General features: G+C 62.5%; 20 protein-coding genes. 16 read left to right on the forward strand and 4 right to left on the reverse strand.

Annotated features, from left to right (window positions below; translation table 11 throughout):
- The first annotated feature begins 2 nt into the window (after window positions 1-2).
- The 12 genes from truA (at window position 3) to RA167_RS04000 (ending at window position 11220) form a co-directional block, all read left to right on the forward strand.
- Window positions 3-803, forward strand: coding sequence for a tRNA pseudouridine(38-40) synthase TruA (gene truA, locus RA167_RS03940; protein WP_076786514.1), 801 nt, complete (start codon window positions 3-5; stop codon window positions 801-803).
- Window positions 796-1515 (forward strand): phosphoribosylanthranilate isomerase, encoded by a 720-nt coding sequence (locus tag RA167_RS03945; protein ID WP_139337080.1) that lies wholly within the window; start codon window positions 796-798, stop codon window positions 1513-1515. The genes truA and RA167_RS03945 overlap by 8 nt, the downstream gene beginning before the upstream one ends.
- A gap of 48 nt (window positions 1516-1563) precedes the next feature.
- Entirely contained in the window at window positions 1564-2757 is a 1194-nt protein-coding gene (gene trpB, locus RA167_RS03950) for a tryptophan synthase subunit beta (RefSeq protein ID WP_076786516.1), read from the forward strand.
- Between the two features lie 29 nt (window positions 2758-2786).
- Entirely contained in the window at window positions 2787-3695 is a 909-nt protein-coding gene (locus tag RA167_RS03955) for a DNA-methyltransferase (protein ID WP_237574331.1), read from the forward strand.
- Window positions 3682-4485: a tryptophan synthase subunit alpha gene (trpA, locus tag RA167_RS03960; protein ID WP_076786518.1), complete on the forward strand. Its 804-nt coding sequence runs from the start codon at window positions 3682-3684 to the stop codon at window positions 4483-4485. The genes RA167_RS03955 and trpA overlap by 14 nt, the downstream gene beginning before the upstream one ends.
- Before the next feature lie 44 nt (window positions 4486-4529).
- Window positions 4530-5402, forward strand: a complete 873-nt coding sequence (gene accD / locus RA167_RS03965; RefSeq protein ID WP_076786520.1) for an acetyl-CoA carboxylase, carboxyltransferase subunit beta — start codon at window positions 4530-4532, stop codon at window positions 5400-5402.
- A gap of 28 nt (window positions 5403-5430) precedes the next feature.
- Window positions 5431-6756, forward strand: a complete 1326-nt coding sequence (gene folC, locus RA167_RS03970; protein ID WP_076786522.1) for a bifunctional tetrahydrofolate synthase/dihydrofolate synthase — start codon at window positions 5431-5433, stop codon at window positions 6754-6756.
- Between the two features lie 56 nt (window positions 6757-6812).
- Window positions 6813-7508 carry an SPOR domain-containing protein gene (locus tag RA167_RS03975; RefSeq protein WP_076787786.1) on the forward strand — a complete coding sequence of 232 codons (696 nt, stop codon included), beginning with the start codon at window positions 6813-6815 and terminating at the stop codon, window positions 7506-7508.
- 15 nt (window positions 7509-7523) lie between these two features.
- Window positions 7524-8030, forward strand: coding sequence for a CvpA family protein (locus RA167_RS03980; protein ID WP_083703693.1), 507 nt, complete (start codon window positions 7524-7526; stop codon window positions 8028-8030).
- A 36-nt stretch (window positions 8031-8066) separates the two neighbouring features.
- A complete protein-coding gene (purF, locus tag RA167_RS03985) occupies window positions 8067-9602 on the forward strand; it encodes an amidophosphoribosyltransferase (RefSeq protein ID WP_076786524.1) in 1536 nt (511 codons plus the stop codon).
- A gap of 29 nt (window positions 9603-9631) precedes the next feature.
- On the forward strand, window positions 9632-10852 hold the full coding sequence (locus RA167_RS03990) for an O-succinylhomoserine sulfhydrylase (protein WP_076786526.1): 1221 nt from the start codon (window positions 9632-9634) through the stop codon (window positions 10850-10852).
- A 197-nt stretch (window positions 10853-11049) separates the two neighbouring features.
- Window positions 11050-11220, forward strand: a complete 171-nt coding sequence (locus tag RA167_RS04000; RefSeq protein ID WP_237573973.1) for a hypothetical protein — start codon at window positions 11050-11052, stop codon at window positions 11218-11220.
- A gap of 179 nt (window positions 11221-11399) precedes the next feature.
- Here the strand turns inward: RA167_RS04000 and RA167_RS04005 are convergent, their stop codons facing one another.
- From RA167_RS04005 to RA167_RS04015, 3 genes are all read right to left on the reverse strand, one after another.
- A complete protein-coding gene (locus RA167_RS04005) occupies window positions 11400-11651 on the reverse strand; it encodes a hypothetical protein (protein WP_076786528.1) in 252 nt (83 codons plus the stop codon).
- Between the two features lie 357 nt (window positions 11652-12008).
- Window positions 12009-13736, reverse strand: coding sequence for a 2-isopropylmalate synthase (gene leuA / locus RA167_RS04010; RefSeq protein ID WP_076786530.1), 1728 nt, complete (start codon window positions 13734-13736; stop codon window positions 12009-12011).
- Between the two features lie 318 nt (window positions 13737-14054).
- Window positions 14055-14963 (reverse strand): hypothetical protein, encoded by a 909-nt coding sequence (locus tag RA167_RS04015; RefSeq protein ID WP_338877243.1) that lies wholly within the window; start codon window positions 14961-14963, stop codon window positions 14055-14057.
- 6 nt (window positions 14964-14969) lie between these two features.
- On the opposite strand from RA167_RS04015, the gene RA167_RS04020 reads away from it, so the two are divergent.
- Entirely contained in the window at window positions 14970-15149 is a 180-nt protein-coding gene (locus RA167_RS04020) for a hypothetical protein (RefSeq protein ID WP_338877245.1), read from the forward strand.
- Window positions 15150-15642: 493 nt separating this feature from the next.
- Here the strand turns inward: RA167_RS04020 and RA167_RS04025 are convergent, their stop codons facing one another.
- The gene (locus tag RA167_RS04025) at window positions 15643-16539 is read right to left on the reverse strand and encodes a LysR family transcriptional regulator (protein WP_076787789.1); all 897 of its coding nucleotides are present in this window, start codon (window positions 16537-16539) and stop codon (window positions 15643-15645) included.
- A gap of 141 nt (window positions 16540-16680) precedes the next feature.
- On the opposite strand from RA167_RS04025, the gene RA167_RS04030 reads away from it, so the two are divergent.
- From RA167_RS04030 to RA167_RS04040, 3 genes are read left to right on the forward strand one after another with little or no spacing between them, the layout of a single operon-like run.
- Window positions 16681-16890, forward strand: coding sequence for a tautomerase family protein (locus RA167_RS04030; RefSeq protein ID WP_076786533.1), 210 nt, complete (start codon window positions 16681-16683; stop codon window positions 16888-16890).
- Between the two features lies 1 nt (window position 16891).
- Complete coding sequence (locus RA167_RS04035) at window positions 16892-17698, forward strand: 2-keto-4-pentenoate hydratase (protein ID WP_076786535.1); 807 nt, start codon at window positions 16892-16894, stop codon at window positions 17696-17698.
- Entirely contained in the window at window positions 17695-18462 is a 768-nt protein-coding gene (locus RA167_RS04040) for a 2-keto-4-pentenoate hydratase (protein WP_076786537.1), read from the forward strand. The genes RA167_RS04035 and RA167_RS04040 overlap by 4 nt, the downstream gene beginning before the upstream one ends.
- The last annotated feature ends 60 nt before the right edge of the window (window positions 18463-18522 follow it).

Raw genomic sequence — 18522 nt, forward strand, 5'->3', positions numbered from 1 at the left:
CGATGCGCATCGCGCTGGGACTTCAGTATGACGGCGCCGCATTTTGCGGCTGGCAGGCGCAGCCGCACGGCAATACGGTGCAGAACGTGCTCGAGCGTGCACTGGAGCAGTTCGCGCAAGTGCCGCTGCCCACGGTTGTCGCCGGCCGTACCGACACGGGTGTGCATGCGCTCGGTCAAGTCGTGCATTTTGATACACAGCTCGACCGAGCAGAATTTTCGTGGGTTCGTGGAGTCAACGCGTTCTTGCCGCCCAGTGTCTCGGTGCAGTGGGCCAAGCCGATGCCGCCGACTTTTCATGCGCGCTTTGCGGCGTTCGAGCGCACGTATTTCTATGTGCTGTATGTGCATCCCGTGCGCTCGCCGATGCTCGCGGGGCGCGCCGGGTGGGTTCATACGGCGCTGGATGTCGAGATGATGCGCGAGGCCGCCAGTTATTTGATTGGTGAGCACGATTTTTCGTCGTTTCGCTCGTCCGATTGCCAGGCGAAGACGCCCGTCAAGCACCTGTATGCGATTGATATCGTCGAGCATGGGCCGTTCGTGCATTTGCGCTTTCGCGCGAATGCGTTTCTGCACCACATGGTGCGCAACATTATGGGCTGCCTGGTGTCGGTGGGACGGCGCAGGCATCCGGCCCATTGGATGGCCGAAGTGCTAGCCGCTCGCGAGCGCAAGCACGCGGCGCCGACGTTCATGCCGGATGGCCTGTATCTGACGCAGGTGGGGTATCCTGACGACTTCGGCGTGCCGCCGCCCAATCTTGCCAGTTTGCCGTTCAGCGAGGTATGGCATCGTGACTGAGCCCGCCACCACCAGGGCCGCCGCGCCGGCCTGCCGTGCGCGGCGCACGCGCGTGAAGCTGTGTGGCCTGTCCACCGCGCAAGACGTCGATTGCGCGGTCGCACTGGGTGCCGATGCGATTGGACTGGTCTTCTATCCGCCCAGCCCGCGTTGTGTGAGCATCGAGATTGCCGCCGCGCTGGCGCGCCGAGTCCCGGCATTCATGACCGTGGTGGGGCTGTTCGTTAATGCCGACGACGCGCTGTTCGAACAGGTGCTCGACGCGGTGCCGCTTGGCATGGTGCAATTTCACGGCGACGAGACGCCGCAGCGTTGCGCTGCATTGGCGGGGCGCGCGGGCCTGCGCTGGCTGCGCGCCCTACGTGTCGGACCGGCTACCCAGCCGGCTGATTTGGTAGAATTATCGGTCAACTATGCTTGCGCGACGGGCTTGCTGCTCGATACGCTGGTCGCCGGCTATGGCGGAGGCGGAAAGGTTTTCGATTGGTCACTTATTCCAGCAGATATCGCGCGTCAGGCCGTTTTGAGTGGTGGGTTGAACGCGCAAAACGTAACTGACGCCATCCACCGGGTGCGCCCGTATGCCGTGGATGTGTCCAGTGGCATCGAAGTGCCGGGTGCAAAGGGCGTGAAGGATCATGCCCGAATGGCGGCGTTCGTCGATGCCGTGCGGGCCGCAGATGTGGCAGCGGCGGCGATGGGCGCCCGGTGAACAGTGGGCTCGCGTGATGCGCGGGCCCTGTCTGACGAGAGTGACGCAATGTACAACTTGCCTGATGAACGTGGCCACTTCGGCCCTTATGGTGGCGTGTTCGTCGCCGAAACCTTGGTTCATGCGCTCGCTGAACTGCGCGACGCGTACGACCAATACCGGCAGGATTCCGAGTTTGTCAACGAATATGCGCGCGAGTTAAAGCATTTCGTCGGCCGTCCGTCGCCGATCTATCACGCACAGCGTTGGAGCGAGCTGCTCGGCGGTGCGCAGATTTACTTGAAGCGCGAGGACTTGAATCACACTGGCGCGCATAAGGTCAACAACGTGATCGGCCAGGCGTTGCTGGCGCGCCGTATGGGCAAACCGCGCGTCATCGCGGAGACGGGCGCCGGCCAGCACGGCGTGGCCACGGCGACGATCGCCGCGCGCCTTGGCATGGAATGCGTGGTGTACATGGGCGTCGAGGATGTGCGCCGGCAGGCGGCGAACGTTTACCGGATGAAGCTGCTTGGCGCGACCGTCGTGCCGGTTGACTCGGGCTCGCGCACGCTGAAGGACGCGCTGAACGAGGCGATGCGCGACTGGGTCACGAATGTCGAGAATACGTTTTACATCATCGGCACCGTGGCCGGCCCCCATCCGTATCCGATGATGGTGCGTGACTTTCAGCGCGTAATCGGCGACGAGTGCCGCGTGCAGATGCCCGAACTGGTCGGTCGCCAGCCGGACGCGGTGATCGCGTGTGTGGGGGGCGGCTCGAATGCGATGGGCATTTTCTATCCCTACATCGACGACACGGCGGTGCAATTGATCGGCGTGGAGGCGGCCGGCGATGGACTGGGCAGCGGCCGGCACGCGGCGTCGCTGATCGGCGGCACGCCCGGCGTGCTGCATGGCAACCGCACCTATCTGTTGCAGGACGAAAACGGGCAGATCATCGATACGCATTCGGTCTCCGCGGGGCTGGACTATCCGGGTGTCGGGCCGGAACATGCGTGGCTGCACGATACCGGCCGTGCACAGTACGTCGGGATCACCGATGATGAGGCGCTGCAGGCGTTTCACGACTGCTGCCGCATCGAGGGCATCATTCCCGCGCTCGAGTCCAGCCACGCGCTTGCGTATGCAGCGAAGCTTGCACCGAGCTTGGCGTGCGACAAGCTGCTGCTGGTGAACCTGTCGGGACGTGGCGACAAGGACATGCATACGGTGGCTGAGCGCGCCGGCATTGCGTTTTGAGCGTGCCGCGCGATACGACACCGATCACGATGCACGGCGACAAACTGAGCGAACGAGCCGGACCGGACGACGATCGCGGCGAGCCGGCCGACGGCGGGTGTGACTTCGCGCTGGCGCTCGATGCACTGCATCCGCGCGCCATCCCGCCGGGGATTGCGTTATGCAATCGCGATTTCGTTGCCGACGTGGGGAGCCTAGCTGACCAGTCGATCGACCTGATTCTGGCCGACCCGCCATACGGGCTGGGCAAGGACTATGGCAACGATTCGGACAAACGCAACGGCCAGGATTTCATCGCGTGGACCTGCCGCTGGCTCGAGCTGGCCATTCCGAAGCTTAAGCCGAGCGGCTCACTGTATGTATTCTGCACGTGGCAATACGCGCCGGAAATCTTCTGCTTCTTGAAGCGCCGGCTCACGATGATCAACGAGATTATCTGGGACCGGCGCGTGCCGAGCATGGGCGGCACGACGCGCCGGTTCACGTCGGTGCACGACAACATCGGCTTTTTCGCGGCGTCGAAGGACTATTACTTCGACCTAGACTCGGTGCGTATCCCGTACGATCCTGTCACGAAGAAGGCCCGCTCGCGGCGCCTTTTCGAAGGCAGCAAATGGCTCGAACTCGGCTATAACCCGAAGGACGTCTGGTCGGTGTCGCGCCTGCATCGCCAGCATGGCGAGCGCGTCGCGCATCCGACGCAAAAGCCGCTGGAGATTATCGAGCGAATGGTGCTGTCCAGCTGCCCGCCGGGCGGTTTGGTGCTCGATCCGTTCATGGGCAGTGGCACCACCGCGGTGGCCTGCGCGCGGCACCAGCGCCGCTTTGTCGGCTACGAGATCAATCCTGAATACTGCGCGCTTGCTCGCCGGCGATTGGCTGCGCTGGAGGCAGACCGCGCGATCTTAGACGAGACTTCATCCCATGTCCCGAATTGAAACGAAGTTTGCGGCGTTGACCCGCGCTCGACGCAAGGGTCTGATTCCATTCATGACCGCGGGCGATCCGGATCCGGCGCGCACCGTCGAGTTCATGCACGCGCTGGCTGCTGGTGGCGCCGACGTGATCGAGCTTGGTGTGCCGTTCTCGGACCCGATGGCCGACGGACCCGTGATCCAGCGCTCGTCCGAGCGGGCGCTGGCGCGCGGTATCACGCTGCGGCGCGTGCTCGACGACGTGCGCGTGTTTCGCGAGCGCGACCGTGACACACCCGTGGTGCTGATGGGATACGCGAATCCGATTGAGCGGATGGGGCGCGAGGCGTTCGGCGCCGCGGCGCGTGAGGCCGGCGTCGATGGCGTGCTGGTGGTCGACTATCCGCCCGAGGAAGCTGCCGAATTCGCCGACGCGATGCGCGGCTACGGCATCGATCCGATCTTCCTGCTCGCGCCGACGTCCACTGAAGAGCGCATTGCCGCGGTGGGGCGCGTGGCGAGCGGCTATGTCTATTATGTGTCGCTCAAGGGCGTGACCGGTGCGGCAAATCTCGACGTTTCCAGCATCGCAGGTAAAATGCCGACCATCAAGGCGCGGGTGCCTTTGCCGATCGGAGTCGGTTTCGGCATTCGCGATGCCGCCATGGCCCGTGCGGTCGCCGAGGTTAGCGACGCGGTCGTGATCGGTAGCCGCATTGTCCAACTGCTCGAGCAGACACCCGGGCAGGACGCTGCGCACGTACTCAAGGCGTTTGTCGCCGAGGTGCGGCACGCGCTGGACCACGCAGCCTGAACCCGGCGGTATGCCGCGACGAAACTACGCATCGAGGAGCTTTCATGAGTTGGCTGGATAAACTGCTGCCGCCGAAGATCAAGCAAACGGATCCGCGCAGCCGCAAGAGCATCCCGGAAGGACTGTGGGTCAAGTGCCCGAACTGCGAAGCGGTGCTTTACCGCAATGATGTGCAGGCCAACCTGCACGTGTGTCCGAAGTGCGATCACCACATGCGGATGGGGGCACGCGAGCGGTTGGACGTGTTGCTCGATCCGGAGGGTCGCTATGAGATCGGCCAGGAGATCGTGCCGGTCGACGCGCTGAAGTTCAAGGACAGCCGTAAATATCCGGATCGGCTCAAGGACGCGATGGACGAGACCGGCGAGACCGACGCGATGGTCGTGATGGGCGGTGCGATCCACACGTTGCCGGTAGTGGTCGCCTGCTTTGAGTTTGCGTTCATGGGTGGCTCGATGGGCTCGGTCGTTGGCGAGCGCTTCGTGCGCGGGGCGAAGAACGCGCTCGAGCAGCAGGTCCCGTTTATTTGCTTTGCCGCATCGGGCGGCGCGCGGATGCAGGAAAGCGTGCTATCGCTGATGCAGATGGCCAAGACCACAGCGATGCTCACCAAGCTCTCCGAGGCCAAGCTGCCGTTCATCTCGGTGCTGACCGACCCAACGATGGGCGGCGTGTCGGCCAGCTTCGCGTTCCTGGGCGATGTCGTGATTGCCGAGCCCCGCGCGCTGATCGGCTTCGCCGGCCCGCGTGTGATCGAGCAGACGGTGCGTGAGAAACTGCCAGAGGGCTTTCAGCGTTCGGAATTTCTGCTGCAAAAAGGTGCGATTGACATGATCGTGGATCGGCGCAAGATGCGCGAGGAAATTGCCCGGCTGATCGCGCTGTTGACGCACCAGCCGGCGGACGCGGTCGCGTGAAACGGCGGCGTTTAGCAATGGGGCTGTCATGACTGTTTTCGCCACGCTTCAGGATTGGCTCACGCATTTGGAAACCGCCCATCCGGTCGGTATCGACATGGGGCTGGCACGCATTGGGTGCGTCAAAGCGGCGCTTGGCCTGCAGTTCGACTGTCCGGTGATCACCGTGGGCGGCACCAACGGCAAGGGATCGACGTGCGCGATTCTGGAAGCGATTCTGCTGCGTGCCGGCTATCACGTCGGGTGCCACACGTCGCCCCACTTGCTCGAGTTCAACGAACGCGCGCGTGTGGATGGCCGCAATGCGACTGATGACGAACTACTGCCGCATTTTGAAGCGATCGAGGCTGCACGGTTGTCGTTGCCCGAGCCGGTGTCGTTGACTTACTTCGAGTTCACGACGCTGGCGATTATGCGCTTGTTCGCATCCCGCCAGCTCGATGCGGTGATTTTAGAGGTCGGCCTGGGCGGCCGGCTCGACGCGGTGAATATCATCGATGCCGATTGTGCGGTCATCACCAGCGTCGATCTGGACCACCAGCATTACCTTGGCGACACGCGGGAACAGATCGGCCGCGAGAAGGCGGGGATCTTCCGTCCCGGCAAGCCGGCGATCGTTGGCGATCCGCTGCCGCCGTCCAGCGTGGTCGAGCATGCCGAGTCGATCGGCGCCGACCTGTGGTTGTTCAACCGCGATTTCCACTACGAGGGTCATGCCGGCAGCGAGCGGCAGCAATGGAGCTACCGCGGCCGCACGCTCAAACGCGCGGCGCTGGCCTATCCGGCGCTGCGCGGCGCAAACCAGTTACTCAATACCGCGGCGGCGCTCGCCGCGCTCGAGGCGCTGCGCGAGCGTCTGCCAGTCAGCGCGCAGGATATTCGGCTCGGGCTGGCCAATGTCGAGCTGCCCGGGCGCTTCCAGGTGCTGCCCGGCAAACCGGCGATCGTGCTGGATGTTGCGCACAACCCTCACGCGGCCGCGGTGTTGGCACAGAATCTGGGCAACATGGGCTATTTCCCCTACACCTATGCAGTGTTCGGCGCGATGGCCGACAAGGATATCGCCGGTGTGCTCGCACGCTTGAAAGGCGAGGTCGACCATTGGTGTGTAACCGAGTTGCCCACGTCGCGTGCGGCCAGTGCGGTCGACATCGAACAGACATTGGTGGCGCTGGGTGTGTCGCGCGGCGATCCCGACGCATCCTCGGACGCGTCGATTCGGCGGTTCGCGAATCCACAGCTTGCCTATCAGGATGCACTCAGTCGGGCGGGCGAAAATGATAGAATCGTGGTCTTTGGTAGTTTCTATACGGTAGCCGGCGTGATGGCCTATCGTAAGATGCAGCATCATTGATCCGCGCGGCGCGCGAGCCGGGCAAACCGGCCTGCCGGCGCCGCCACGAGCCATATATGGGATTGTTCTCCTTCGGCAGCAAAGACAACGCGGGCCCGTCTCGGACCACCGCGGGGAGCCGTGCCGGCCGCACGAGCCGCCGCGAGCAGCGTGCCGAGCGCCGCCCCGATCCGGACGCGATGCTGCTCGATCCGACGCTGCCTGAGAAACAGCGCGCGCGTCGGCGCCTGGTCGGTGCGATCGCGCTGGTCGTGGCGGCCGTGGTCGCGCTGCCGATGATTCTCGACTCCCAACCAAAGCCCTTTACCGACGACATCGCCATCCACATTCCGGCGCAGCTCGAATCGGCGCCGGCATCGTCGCATGCGCATGGCGATGAGGTGATGCCGGCCACCGCGCCGCCGCCGCGCGGCAAGACTGCGATGGAAACCGGGCGCGCTCGAGCACAAAGCGGTGCGAATGCGTCATTTGACGCGTCGAGCCCCGGCGGTACGCCGAATGCACCAGCCGGCAATCGCTACGTGGTGCAACTGGGCGCGCTGAACAGCGATGCCGCCGCGCGGGATTGGGTGGGCCGGTTGAAGGCGCTTGGCGTGCCGGCCTATGTCGAGCGCCGGCGCCAGTCCGACGGCAGCGAGCGCATCCTATTGCGCGCCGGACCTTTCGCCGATCGTTCGGCGGCCGCTGCCGCGGTGGCGAAGGTGCGCGAGGCCGGCCTGACCTCGGGCGGTGACAGCAAGCGCACGCAGTAGAGAACGGCTGACGAAGTGACAGACGCGACGTTGACCGCTTTCGACTACGCCGTGATCGTGGTCATCGGCCTGTCGGCGCTACGCGGGATGTGGCGGGGGCTGCTGGCGGAGGTATTCGGCCTGATTGGGTGGGTCGTCGCGTTGATTGTCGCCGCGGTCTATGCGCCAGCGCTGGTACGCTATGTACCGGCGAACTGGCCCGGCGGTGTGCTGACGCAGTACCTAGTCGCGTTTTTCGGCTTGGCGGCAACTGTACTGGTTGTCTCTGGCGTGGTCGGTGCGCTGATCACGCGGCTTGCCGAAGCCGGCGGGCTGCGCGGTGTCGATCGCACGTTGGGCATACTATTTGGGCTGATACGAGGCGTCCTGCTGGTACTCGTATTGGTGGCGGTCGCCGGGTTGACCGAGCTGCCGCGACAGAATTTTTGGCGCAACGCGATGTTCAGGCCTTATGCCGAATACGGCGTGCGCGAACTGAAACCGTTCCTGCCGGCCGCGATTGCAGCGTACGTGCATTTCTGAGCGGCACCCGGATTCAATTTCTTTGAAGGACATGCCATGTGCGGCATCGTAGGCGTAATTTCCCAGTCTCCCATCAATCAGCTGATCTATGACAGCTTGCTACTGCTGCAGCATCGCGGCCAGGACGCGGCCGGTATTGCAACGGTCAACGGCAGTACGTTCCACATGTACAAGGCAAACGGCATGGTGCGTGACGTGTTCCGCACGCGCAACATGCGTTCGCTGCCCGGCAACTGCGGGATCGGCCAGGTCCGCTACCCGACCGCCGGCTCGGCCAGCAGTGCAGAGGAGGCCCAACCGTTCTACGTGAATGCACCGTTCGGTATCATCCTCGCGCACAACGGCAACGTGACGAACTGGGAACAGCTTAAGGACGAAATGTTCCGCATCGACCGTCGGCACATCAACACGAGTTCCGATTCCGAGGTGTTGCTCAACGTGTTCGCACACGAGCTGCAGTTGGCCACGACCGGGTTCTCGCTGGAGCCTGATGCGATCTTCAAGGCGGTGTCCGGGGTGCACCGGCGTGTGAAGGGCTCTTATGCGATCGTCGCGTTGATTGCCGGATACGGGTTGCTGGCGTTTCGCGATCCGCATGGTATCCGGCCGCTGGCCATCGGCAAGCACGACACTGCGCAGGGCACCGAATGGATGATCGCATCCGAATCGGTCGCGCTCGAGGGCATCGGTTTCGAGTTCGTACGAGACGTGGCGCCTGGCGAAGCCGTGTTCATCGGCATGGACGGCGCGCTACACGCAAAGCAATGCGCGCAGCATCCTAGCCTGAACCCGTGTATCTTCGAGCTGGTCTACCTGGCGCGGCCCGACTCGGTACTCGATGGCGTGCCCGTCTATGACGCGCGGCTGCGCATGGGTGACTACTTGGCCGAGAAGATTAAGCGCACGCTGCCCGGCATGCAGATCGATGTCGTGATGCCGATTCCTGATTCGTCGCGGCCGGCGGCGATGCAGGTGGCCAAGAAGCTCAATATCGAGTATCGCGAAGGGTTCTTCAAAAACCGCTATGTTGGCCGCACCTTCATCATGCCTGGTCAGGCAGTGCGTAAGAAGTCGGTGCGCCAGAAGCTCAACGCGATGGCAGTCGAATTCAAGGGCCGCAACGTGCTGATCGTCGACGACTCGATCGTGCGCGGCACTACGTCACAAGAGATCGTGCAGATGGCGCGCGACGCCGGCGCGAACAAGGTGATCTTTGCGTCGGCGGCACCGCCAGTACGGTTCCCGAATGTGTATGGCATCGATATGCCGATCCGCGGTGAATTGGTGGCGCACGGCCGGACCGACCAAGAAGTGGCGCAGATCATCGGCGCCGATGCGCTCGTCTACCAGGACGTCGAGGACATGAAGCAGGCGGTGCGTGACACGAACCCGCAGCTGCAGAATTTCGAGGCATCGTGCTTCGATGGCCACTACATCACCGGCGACGTGACGGCCGAGTATCTAAGCAAGCTTGAACGGGTGCGGCTCGATCGGGCGTCACAGTCGGACCGTGATGTGGCCGGCGAAGGCAACGATCGCTCACAACTGCACTTGCATTTGGCGGTTGAATAAGCAAGCAATCCATCGGCGAATGTCATCCCATGAACGATTTTCTCCACCCGCACGATGGGGACCTGCCAGGATTGTCCAGCGATACGCTGGCGGTGCGTGCCGGTACGCGGCGCACGCTGTTCAACGAGCACTCCGAAGCGCTGCTGCTGACTTCGAGCTTCTGTTTCGACAGCGCGGCGCAGGCCGCCGAGCGCTTTGCCGACGCCGAAAACAGCTTCACTTATTCGCGCTTCACGAATCCGACGGTATCGATGTTCCAGGACCGTCTGGCGGCGCTCGAGGGCGGCGAGGCTTGTATCGCGACTGCTTCCGGCATGAGCGCTATCCTGTCGATCGTATTGTCGGTACTGCAGGCTGGTGAACACATTGTCAGTTCCCGAAGCCTGTTCGGCTCGACGCTCGGCATGTTCGCGCAGATGCTGCCGCGGCTGGGCATCACGACAACGTTCGTCGATCCGTCCGACCTGCATGCCTGGCGTCGCGCGGTGACGCCCACCACCCGGATGTTCTTTCTGGAGACGCCGTCGAATCCGCTCACCGAGGTGTCGGACATCGAAGCGGTGAGCCAGATCGCGAAGCAGGCAGGGGCGTTGTTCGTCGTCGACAACTGCTTCTGTAGCCCGGCGTTGCAGCAGCCGCTGAAGCTTGGGGCAGACGTGGTGATGCATTCGGCCACCAAGTATCTGGACGGCCAAGGTCGCGTGCTCGGCGGCGCGCTGGTGGGGGAGCGGCAGTTGTTGATGGAGAAGGTGTTCCCGTTCGTGCGCAGCGCTGGCCCGACGCTGTCCGCGTTCAACGCATGGGTGCTGCTTAAGGGCATGGAGACGCTGCACGTGCGGCTTGAGCGGCAGTCAGCCAACGCACTCGAGCTGGCGCGTTGGCTTGAAAACCATCCGGCGGTGAACCGGGTCTTTTATCCGGGGCTCCAGTCGCATCCGCAGTACACGCTCGCCCAGCGCCAGCAGCGTGCCGGCGGCGCGATCGTATCGTTCGAGCTCAACGGCGACTCGCCCGAGCAGATGCGCGCCAACGCGTGGCGCGTGATCGACGGCACGAGAATCTGCTCGATCACGGGCAACCTTGGCGACACGCGCACCACGCTGACCCATCCGGCGACTACCACACATGCGCGGATCACGGAGCAGGCCCGAGCGGCTGCCGGTATCACCGAAGGCTTAATCCGGATGTCGGTTGGTCTTGAAGGGGTCGATGACCTGAAGCGCGACCTGGCGCGCGGCCTGAACGGCTGACCGTCGCCACGATAGGCTCGCGTTGCCGCGCCCGCGTTGCCCGCTGCTTGTCCACCAACGCCGCCACTGACTCGGCTCGCTGCACCGCGTGCGTGCGCAGCACGTCCAGCACCAACTGACATCTTGGACGCAAAGTGCTGATACATCGTCATTTTGGGGATGCCGGATTCGGCAATGATCCGATCGATACCAACCGCATGAAAACCGTATTGCGCGAACAGACGCGCCGCCGTATCGAGCAGGATTTGCCGCTTTTCGCGCATTGGATCGCCATCCCGATTAAGTGCTTGTCAGAGTCGATGCATGCATTGAACTGCGCGGTGTGCCATTCGACTATTCGTAGTGGCCCGATATCTTCGGATGTGTGATGCTTGCCACGCCGCGCTATGGGTGTGATAACGCACATACATCGGTAAACGAACGTTCCGTCTAGACGGGCGTGTATGGCGGCGTGCGCGAGTGGATCGGCCGTCCTGTCGGTGTCCTGGTACTCGCGACACGCCGGACGGTGCCCCCGCGTAATCCATTTGTCGCTCTGTTTGGCTGCTCAGCGCGACGCGGTCAACGTGCGCAGCACTGCATCGCCTTCGGGAGTCAACTCGACGTGCGATCCGCTCTCCGACGAATCGACGATACGTACTAGGCCGACCTCCGCTAGCGCGGCGACATCCGGCTTGGCCGCGAGGGCGCCGGCTGGCGCGTGCAGCAACAGTAGCAGCGTGGCTATTTCATGGTGGCTCAATAGGCGGCGCAACAACGGCTTGCGCGGTGACGGCGTATTGACGATATCGGCGTTCATGCGCTGGGTATCTGCAAGGTTTTTACAATGCTGGCCGCCGGCAAGGGGGATGCCGCCGGGCGGCGATGTCGAATGACCGGGGTTGGACCACGGGTACCGCGTGCTGTTCCGTGATGATTGTTTCCGTTCATTGCGGCATCGCGCCGCGTCGGACGATAGGTGTGCGGCGCGCGACGCCGAGTTCGCGCACGAGTTTACGGTTATGGGTAAGCGATGTCGGGCTGCTCGAAATCGGCGGTGGGAGGGCTCGTGCCAGGTTCTTGCGCTGCTCGGCCCTCAAACCGAAACCCAGGCGCAAGTGCACACGAAACCCAGTGTATTGTCGCCGCGCGCCTGGGCATGCGTTGAACCGGGGCGTTACGCAGCCCGGCTGACGCCGGCGTTGGTCGATGCCTGCTGTACGGCATCGAAGAACGTGCGTTGCCTTGTGGCGTCACAGCGCGCATACGCCCGGTTCACGCCATTCACGACCGCGCGGATCGACGCAGTCGTCAAATTCGCATCAATGCCGACGCCGAACGCGCTGCCGCATACGGCGGGGCCGGCCAGTTCAGCGATGGCGATGGCCTGCGCGTCGGCGCCCTGGGCCAACGCGCGCTCCTCGTAGTGCTGGATGCGCAGCGGCGTGTGCAGCGCGTGCATCAGCGCATCGAGGGGACCGTTGCCCGTGCCGGTCAGAACCTGCTGGCGGCCATGGATCTGAACGGTGACCGCGATGGATTCGCTACCCTCGTGCTTGGACAAGTCGTGGCCGATGTAGCGCAGCGGTGCATCGTTGCGCGCATATTCCTGTTGGAACAACGCCCAGATTTGTGCGGCGCTGGCCTCCTGGCCGCTGTCGTCAGTGTGTTGCTGTACCGCGGCGCTGAAATCGACCTGCAGCCGCCGTGGCAGCGCGATGCCATAGCCCTGTTCGAGCAGGTATGCGATACCGCCCTTGCCGGATTGACTGTTGACGCGGATGATTGAGTCATAGGTACGGCCCAGGTCGCTCGGATCGATTGGCAGGTAAGGGACCTCCCAGAAGGCATTGACCTGCTGCGTGGCGAAGCCTTTCTTGATGGCATCTTGGTGAGAGCCCGAGAACGCGGTGAACACCAGGTCACCGGCGTACGGGTGGCGCGGATGTACAGGCAGTTGGGTACATGCTTCGGCGGTGCGCGCGATCTCGTTGATCTGCGAGAAGTCCAGGCCTGGGTCGACGCCCTGTGTGTACAGATTCAGCGCGAGTGTCACGAGATCGACGTTACCCGTGCGCTCGCCGTTGCCGAACAGGCATCCTTCAATCCGGTCCGCGCCAGCCATGACCGCGAGCTCTGCTGCGGCGACGGCCGTGCCGCGGTCGTTATGCGGATGCACGGACAGGATCAGCGAGTCCCGCCGCGCCAGGTGACGGTGCATCCATTCGATCTGGTCCGCGTAGAAATTCGGTGTCCCAATCTCGACAGTAGCGGGCAGGTTGACGATGGCTTTGTGCTCGGGGCTTGGCTGCCAGATGTCGAACACCGCATCGCAGACTTCCTTGGCGAAGTCTAACTCGGTCGCGGTAAAAGTCTCCGGACTGTATTGCAGCGTGAACCGCGTTTGGGGCGCCGCGTCCGCGAGTTGCTTGATCAAGCGGGCGGCCCGCTCCGTCAGTTGTCGTACGCCATTGCGGTCAGTGCCGAATACGATGCGGCGAAATGCCGGCGCCGTGGCATTGTACAAGTGGACGATCGCACGCTGGGCACCGTGTAGCGACGCGAACGTACGCTCGATCAAGTCTTCGCGCGCCTGTGTGAGCACTTCGATTGTCACGTCGTCGGGGATGTGGCCGCCTTCAATCAACTCCCGCACGAAGTTGAAATCCGTTTCGGAGGCGGAGGGGAATGCGACTTCGATCTCTTTAAACCCAATGGCGACCAGCGTCTTGAACAGGCGCATCTTACGCTTGGCGTCCATCGGCTCGAACAGCGCCTGGTTGCCGTCGCGCAAATCGGTGCTCATCCAGATCGGCGCGCGAGTGATCGTGCGTGCGGGCCACACACGATCCGGCAGCTCGATCGGCGTAAAAGGACGGTATTTGATCGAAGGGTCTTTCAGCATGGTTCGTCTCGCCAAGGGTTGAAAAACATCGGGCCGGCATTTGCGACCGGAAGGCATGGACGAACAAGACCGCCGGTCGGTTACCGGGGCCAGGTAGTCAGATTAGGGGATTCAGGGGTGCTTCGTTAATGAAGCTGCCATGAAGCGCGCGCAAACAGACCTAGCCCGAACAAGCAGGCTAGTAGTCGTAGCGATAGACGGATCGGTGCGCGGTTCATATGAGCAATAGAATCACAGTATCGTGGTGATGTCAATGAGGGCTAGCCTAGCGTCAGACTGGCGTTGCAGCCGGCCAAGTTGTGCGTGCCGAAGCTGCTGTTAAGGCAACTCACTTTTGAGCCATGGCATACTGTTCCCGATTTGTGTCAGCGCCGCCTCAGAAAATTGATTGATTTGTATAAAGCGGATAATCTCAGCCTTAACCAATGGCCATTGGTGAAAGTGCGGAGCTATTGGACCGTTCTCCCGAAGCTTGCAAAGAAAGCGCGAGAACGTTGCCGCATCCACGCCATTGAGCAGACTTAACGCCTGCTGCCATACCCGCTGCGCCAGCGCATTATCCAGATTATGGAGATGAATATCGAAAAGCAATCCAAGCGCCACCTGCTCACGCTGTGCCGCGGGTACGCGCGCCAGCTGGGGCTCAATTAGCGCGAACTCCTGCGCACGTAGTTCGGGCGGCAACCTATAGAGTCCTTTTAGAAAACACTGCGGGGGTCCCCACTCCTCACCTGGCAGCGATAGGGCGGCTCCCCACTGATCGTCGGGCAACGATAAGGCCCAATCGCGCAGCTCTGCGTAGATCGTGAATTGCTCCGCTGGCGGCAATCTCCAAACTTTACTCGCCAACGCGCCGACTGATGCGCCCTGATGAGACGGTGGCAGCTGCCGGGCCCGTTCGCGTAAGGCCGCATGCAGTTCAGGAATGTTCACGCGCCATTCTCTAGGTTTAAAATAAAATAATGCTTTGCACAATACCGGAATCAATGCCGCTTGCTCAGGCATGCTTAACGATGGCAACCGAGATAAAAGCGCCTGATAATACTCAAGAAACGCATCGAACGGGCAAGTCCAGCTAGTTGCTAATGCGTATGCCAGTTCCGGCCAGACATTTTCTTGTTCGGGCCCGCGCTGCGCTGCCATTGCGTGAACAAAGTCGAACACCTCCTGAAACTCCTGCCCAGACAATGCACGGTTATCGAAAAGATGACGTAACGTGAACAGCATTACCCTTTGTATCCGCACGCCGTATTTTGGAAGGCGGTCCGCGGCCGAGAACACTCGCTTAAACGCGTCGAGGCGCTCGGCCTGCGGCAGCGTGTGCAGACGCCGGCGCAGCGACTCAATGGGCTCGACCCGCTGCGTTGGCTGGTGGAGCGTGCGCTCCATCTCATCGAGCAGCTGGTTGACTGACGCCAAGTTCGTGGCTTGGTTAGCACGTTGCCAATAGTGCCAGACAAGCCGCCGGTCATGCATTGAACGATACGTATGGCGATCGATTGCCGAGAAATGTCCGATGTCTCGAATGGGCACGTAGTCACCGATCCGCTGAATCACTTCGGGCGGTAGGTCCTGATAGGTGGTGGGCCCGGTGGCCGACCTGCCTGTCAGGGCACCGCTTGACGGCGTCAATGGCGGTGGCGTCGAGCCGGCGGGTGCCGGGCAGGCTGCCAACGCGCACAGATAGGTCTGCTGGTTGTTTAAAGCGGCGTTTAGATCAAAGTCCATTGGCAAGCTCGGTAAGAGGTCGGATACATACAACGCGAAGCGATGCTGCACCATAAAATAGTCGAAAGCGAACAGATAGTCGATCTTCGCCTATTGCGTGTCACTCATCAGTCTGCGCACTATCCCGATTCCCCTTGAGAATCAAAATGGAAACACATTTATTGTGTGTTAACGACCCCTAGTGCTTGCCGGCATGGCGGCGTCGCCGGATCACGTCCAAGAATGCATGCAGAATCGGCGTATCGTCGTCGCGCCGATACAGGCAACTGAGCTCGATGTGGCGCATGCGTCGCGACTGCAACGGCCGGTAGGTGACGCCCGGCAAGCGCAGGTTGGCGGCGGAAGCCGTGGTGATGCAGACGCCGAACCGGCTGGCCACCAGTGCGATGCAGGTCACCACATCCTCCACCTCCTGTTCCACCCGCAACGTTACACGTTCTTGCTCAAAGGCGGCCGCGATTTCTTGGGCGAGCCCATGCACGGGCGCGTTCGGATACAGGATCATCGGCTCGCTATCCAGGTCGCGCAGTCGTATTCGCTCCTTCCTGCATAGCGGATGACCATCGTACAGCGCGACGAGGTACGGCTCCTCGAGAACTTTCTCGACGGCGATGTCGTCATCGTACGGCACCAGCCGGTTGAAGCCGATCGTGATCCGGCGCTCGCGCAGCGCATCGAGCTGTTGGGCCTTGGTCAGATTGTGCAGTCCTATCTTAATCCGTGGCCGTTCGGTATGAAAGGTGGCGAGCAACTGCGGAATCACCTGCAGGACGCCGGAGCTGAAGATGCCCACGTCCAGTCGTCCGATCAGCCCCTGGCCGGCGAGTTGTGTCTGCTCGGTAGCTCTTTGGGCAAGCGCCAGGATGTTGGGCACTTCGGCGAGCAGCGTGCGTCCCGCCTCAGTCAACTGCGCGCCGCGCGCACTGCGCACGAACAGCGTGACGCCCAGCTGCGCCTCCATGGCATGGATATGTCGCGTCAATGGTGGCTGCGCAATATGCAGACGCTGGGCGGCGCGTCCGAAATTGCGTTCCTGTGCGACTGCGAGGAAGTACCGCATTTGCTTCAGATCCATCGTTCGCATCCCGTTATGCCATACCATTTTAGTATCGTAACCTAAAAAAATAGTATTGGACGGTATGTTCGGAGGTGGGCAAGATCGTTACCGTGTTGGCGCGTCCGCGCCTGGCGGACTCAGTATTTCAAGGGAAGTTCGATGCCAATCGTACATATCTCGCTGGTCGAGGGCCGCAGTGAAGCAGCGGTCAAGGCTTGCGTCAAGGCGGTCGCCGTCACGGTGCACGAGACGCTTGGCGCACCGCTGCAGAGCATTCGTGTGTATGCAACCCAAGTGCCGGCCGTGCACTGGGCGATCGGTGCGCACACGAAGGACGAAGCGGCTGCGCAGCTGGAGCGGAGGGCCTGACATGACGCCACAACAGATCCAGCAGGCGGCCGCGGCGCTGCGCACGGCGGCCAGCAGCGGCGAGTACATTGCACCACTTCGCGACACCTGGCCGTCGTTGTCGATCGATTCAGCCTATGCAATCCAACGTGAGAACACTGAGTGGCGTATCGCGCGCGGGCAGCGTGTGATCGGCTGCAAGATCGGCCTCACGTCGGTCGCGGTGCAGCAGCAACTAGGCGTGGACCAGCCCGACTTCGGCATGCTGTTCGATGACATGGCTTTTGGCGACGGCGAGCCGATTCCCACGTCGGTGCTCGCGCAACCGAAGGCCGAGGCCGAAATCGCATTCATCATCGGTAAGGATATCGAGGCGGTTCGCCCCAGTCATGTGGACGTGCTGCGCGCCATCGACTATGCGTTGCCGGCGATCGAGATCGTCGGCAGCCGCATCGCGAATTGGAATATCCGGATCACCGATACGATTGCCGACAACGCGTCGTCGGGGGCTTTTGTGCTAGGCAATACGCCGGTAAGCGTTGCCGCGTTCGATATGCGGTTGTGCGGCATGGTGATGGAGCGCCGCGGCGAGCCGGTGTCGGTCGGCGCGGGCGCCGCATGCCTGGGCAGCCCCGTCAACGCACTCGTGTGGCTCGCCCGCACGATGGCGGCTTTGGGCACGCCGCTCAGGGCCGGCGACCTAGTGTTGTCCGGTGCGCTCGGGCCGATGGTCCCGATCGTGCCCGGCGACGTTGTCCAAGCTCGCATCAATGGTGTGGGTTCCGTGCGAGCAGTTTTTGAACGTGATTCGAACGAGGCCCATGGATGAGCTTCATTACTGAATACGCCACACTGCTCGATACGGCGGCGCGCGACGCGCACGAGGTGGAGCAGTTCGATCTCGACGCTCGTCTGTCATTGGAGGACGCCTACGCGATCCAGGCCGCGTCAATTGCGCGGCGGCTCGAGCGCGGCGAGCGCAGGGTGGGCGTGAAGATGGGTTTCACGAGTCGCGCAAAGATGCTTCAGATGGGATTGTCCGATGTGATCTGGGGCAGGCTGACCTGCGCTATGCAGCTCGAGGAAGGCGCATCGGTGTCGTTCGGGCGCTTCGTGCATCCGCGCGTGGAGCCGGAAATCGCATTTTTGCTCAAGCGGCCGCTGGCCGCAGAGGTGACGGCCCCTGCGGCGTTGGCCGCCGTGGAGGCGATCGCGCCGGCGATCGAGGTTATCGATTCGCGCTACAAGAATTTCAAGTTCACGTTGCCCGAGGTGATCGCTGACAACGCCTCGTCCAGTGGCTTTGTGATTGGCGCGTGGTGTGATCCGCACATCGACTTCTCGAATCTGGGCTTGACACTGAACATCGACGGACGAGTGAAGCAAGTCGGCTCGAGCGCGGCATTGCTCGGCCACCCGCTGCGTTCGCTGGTGGCGGCCGCGCGCTTGTCCGCGCAGGCCGGCGAGCCGCTGCAAGCTGGTTGGATCGTGATGGCGGGTGGCGTGACTTCGGCCGAGTACATTGCGCCGGGTCAGTATGTGTCGATCGACATCGAGCGGCTGGGTAGTGCCGGATTCCACGTGGCCGACTAAGTGGCGCATGCTTCGCAGCGCGCGCTACTTAGCAAGAAACCGTACGATTGGAGCACAAGC

The sequence above is a fragment of the Mycetohabitans endofungorum genome, assembly GCF_037477895.1.
Taxonomy (GTDB): Bacteria; Pseudomonadota; Gammaproteobacteria; order Burkholderiales; family Burkholderiaceae; genus Mycetohabitans.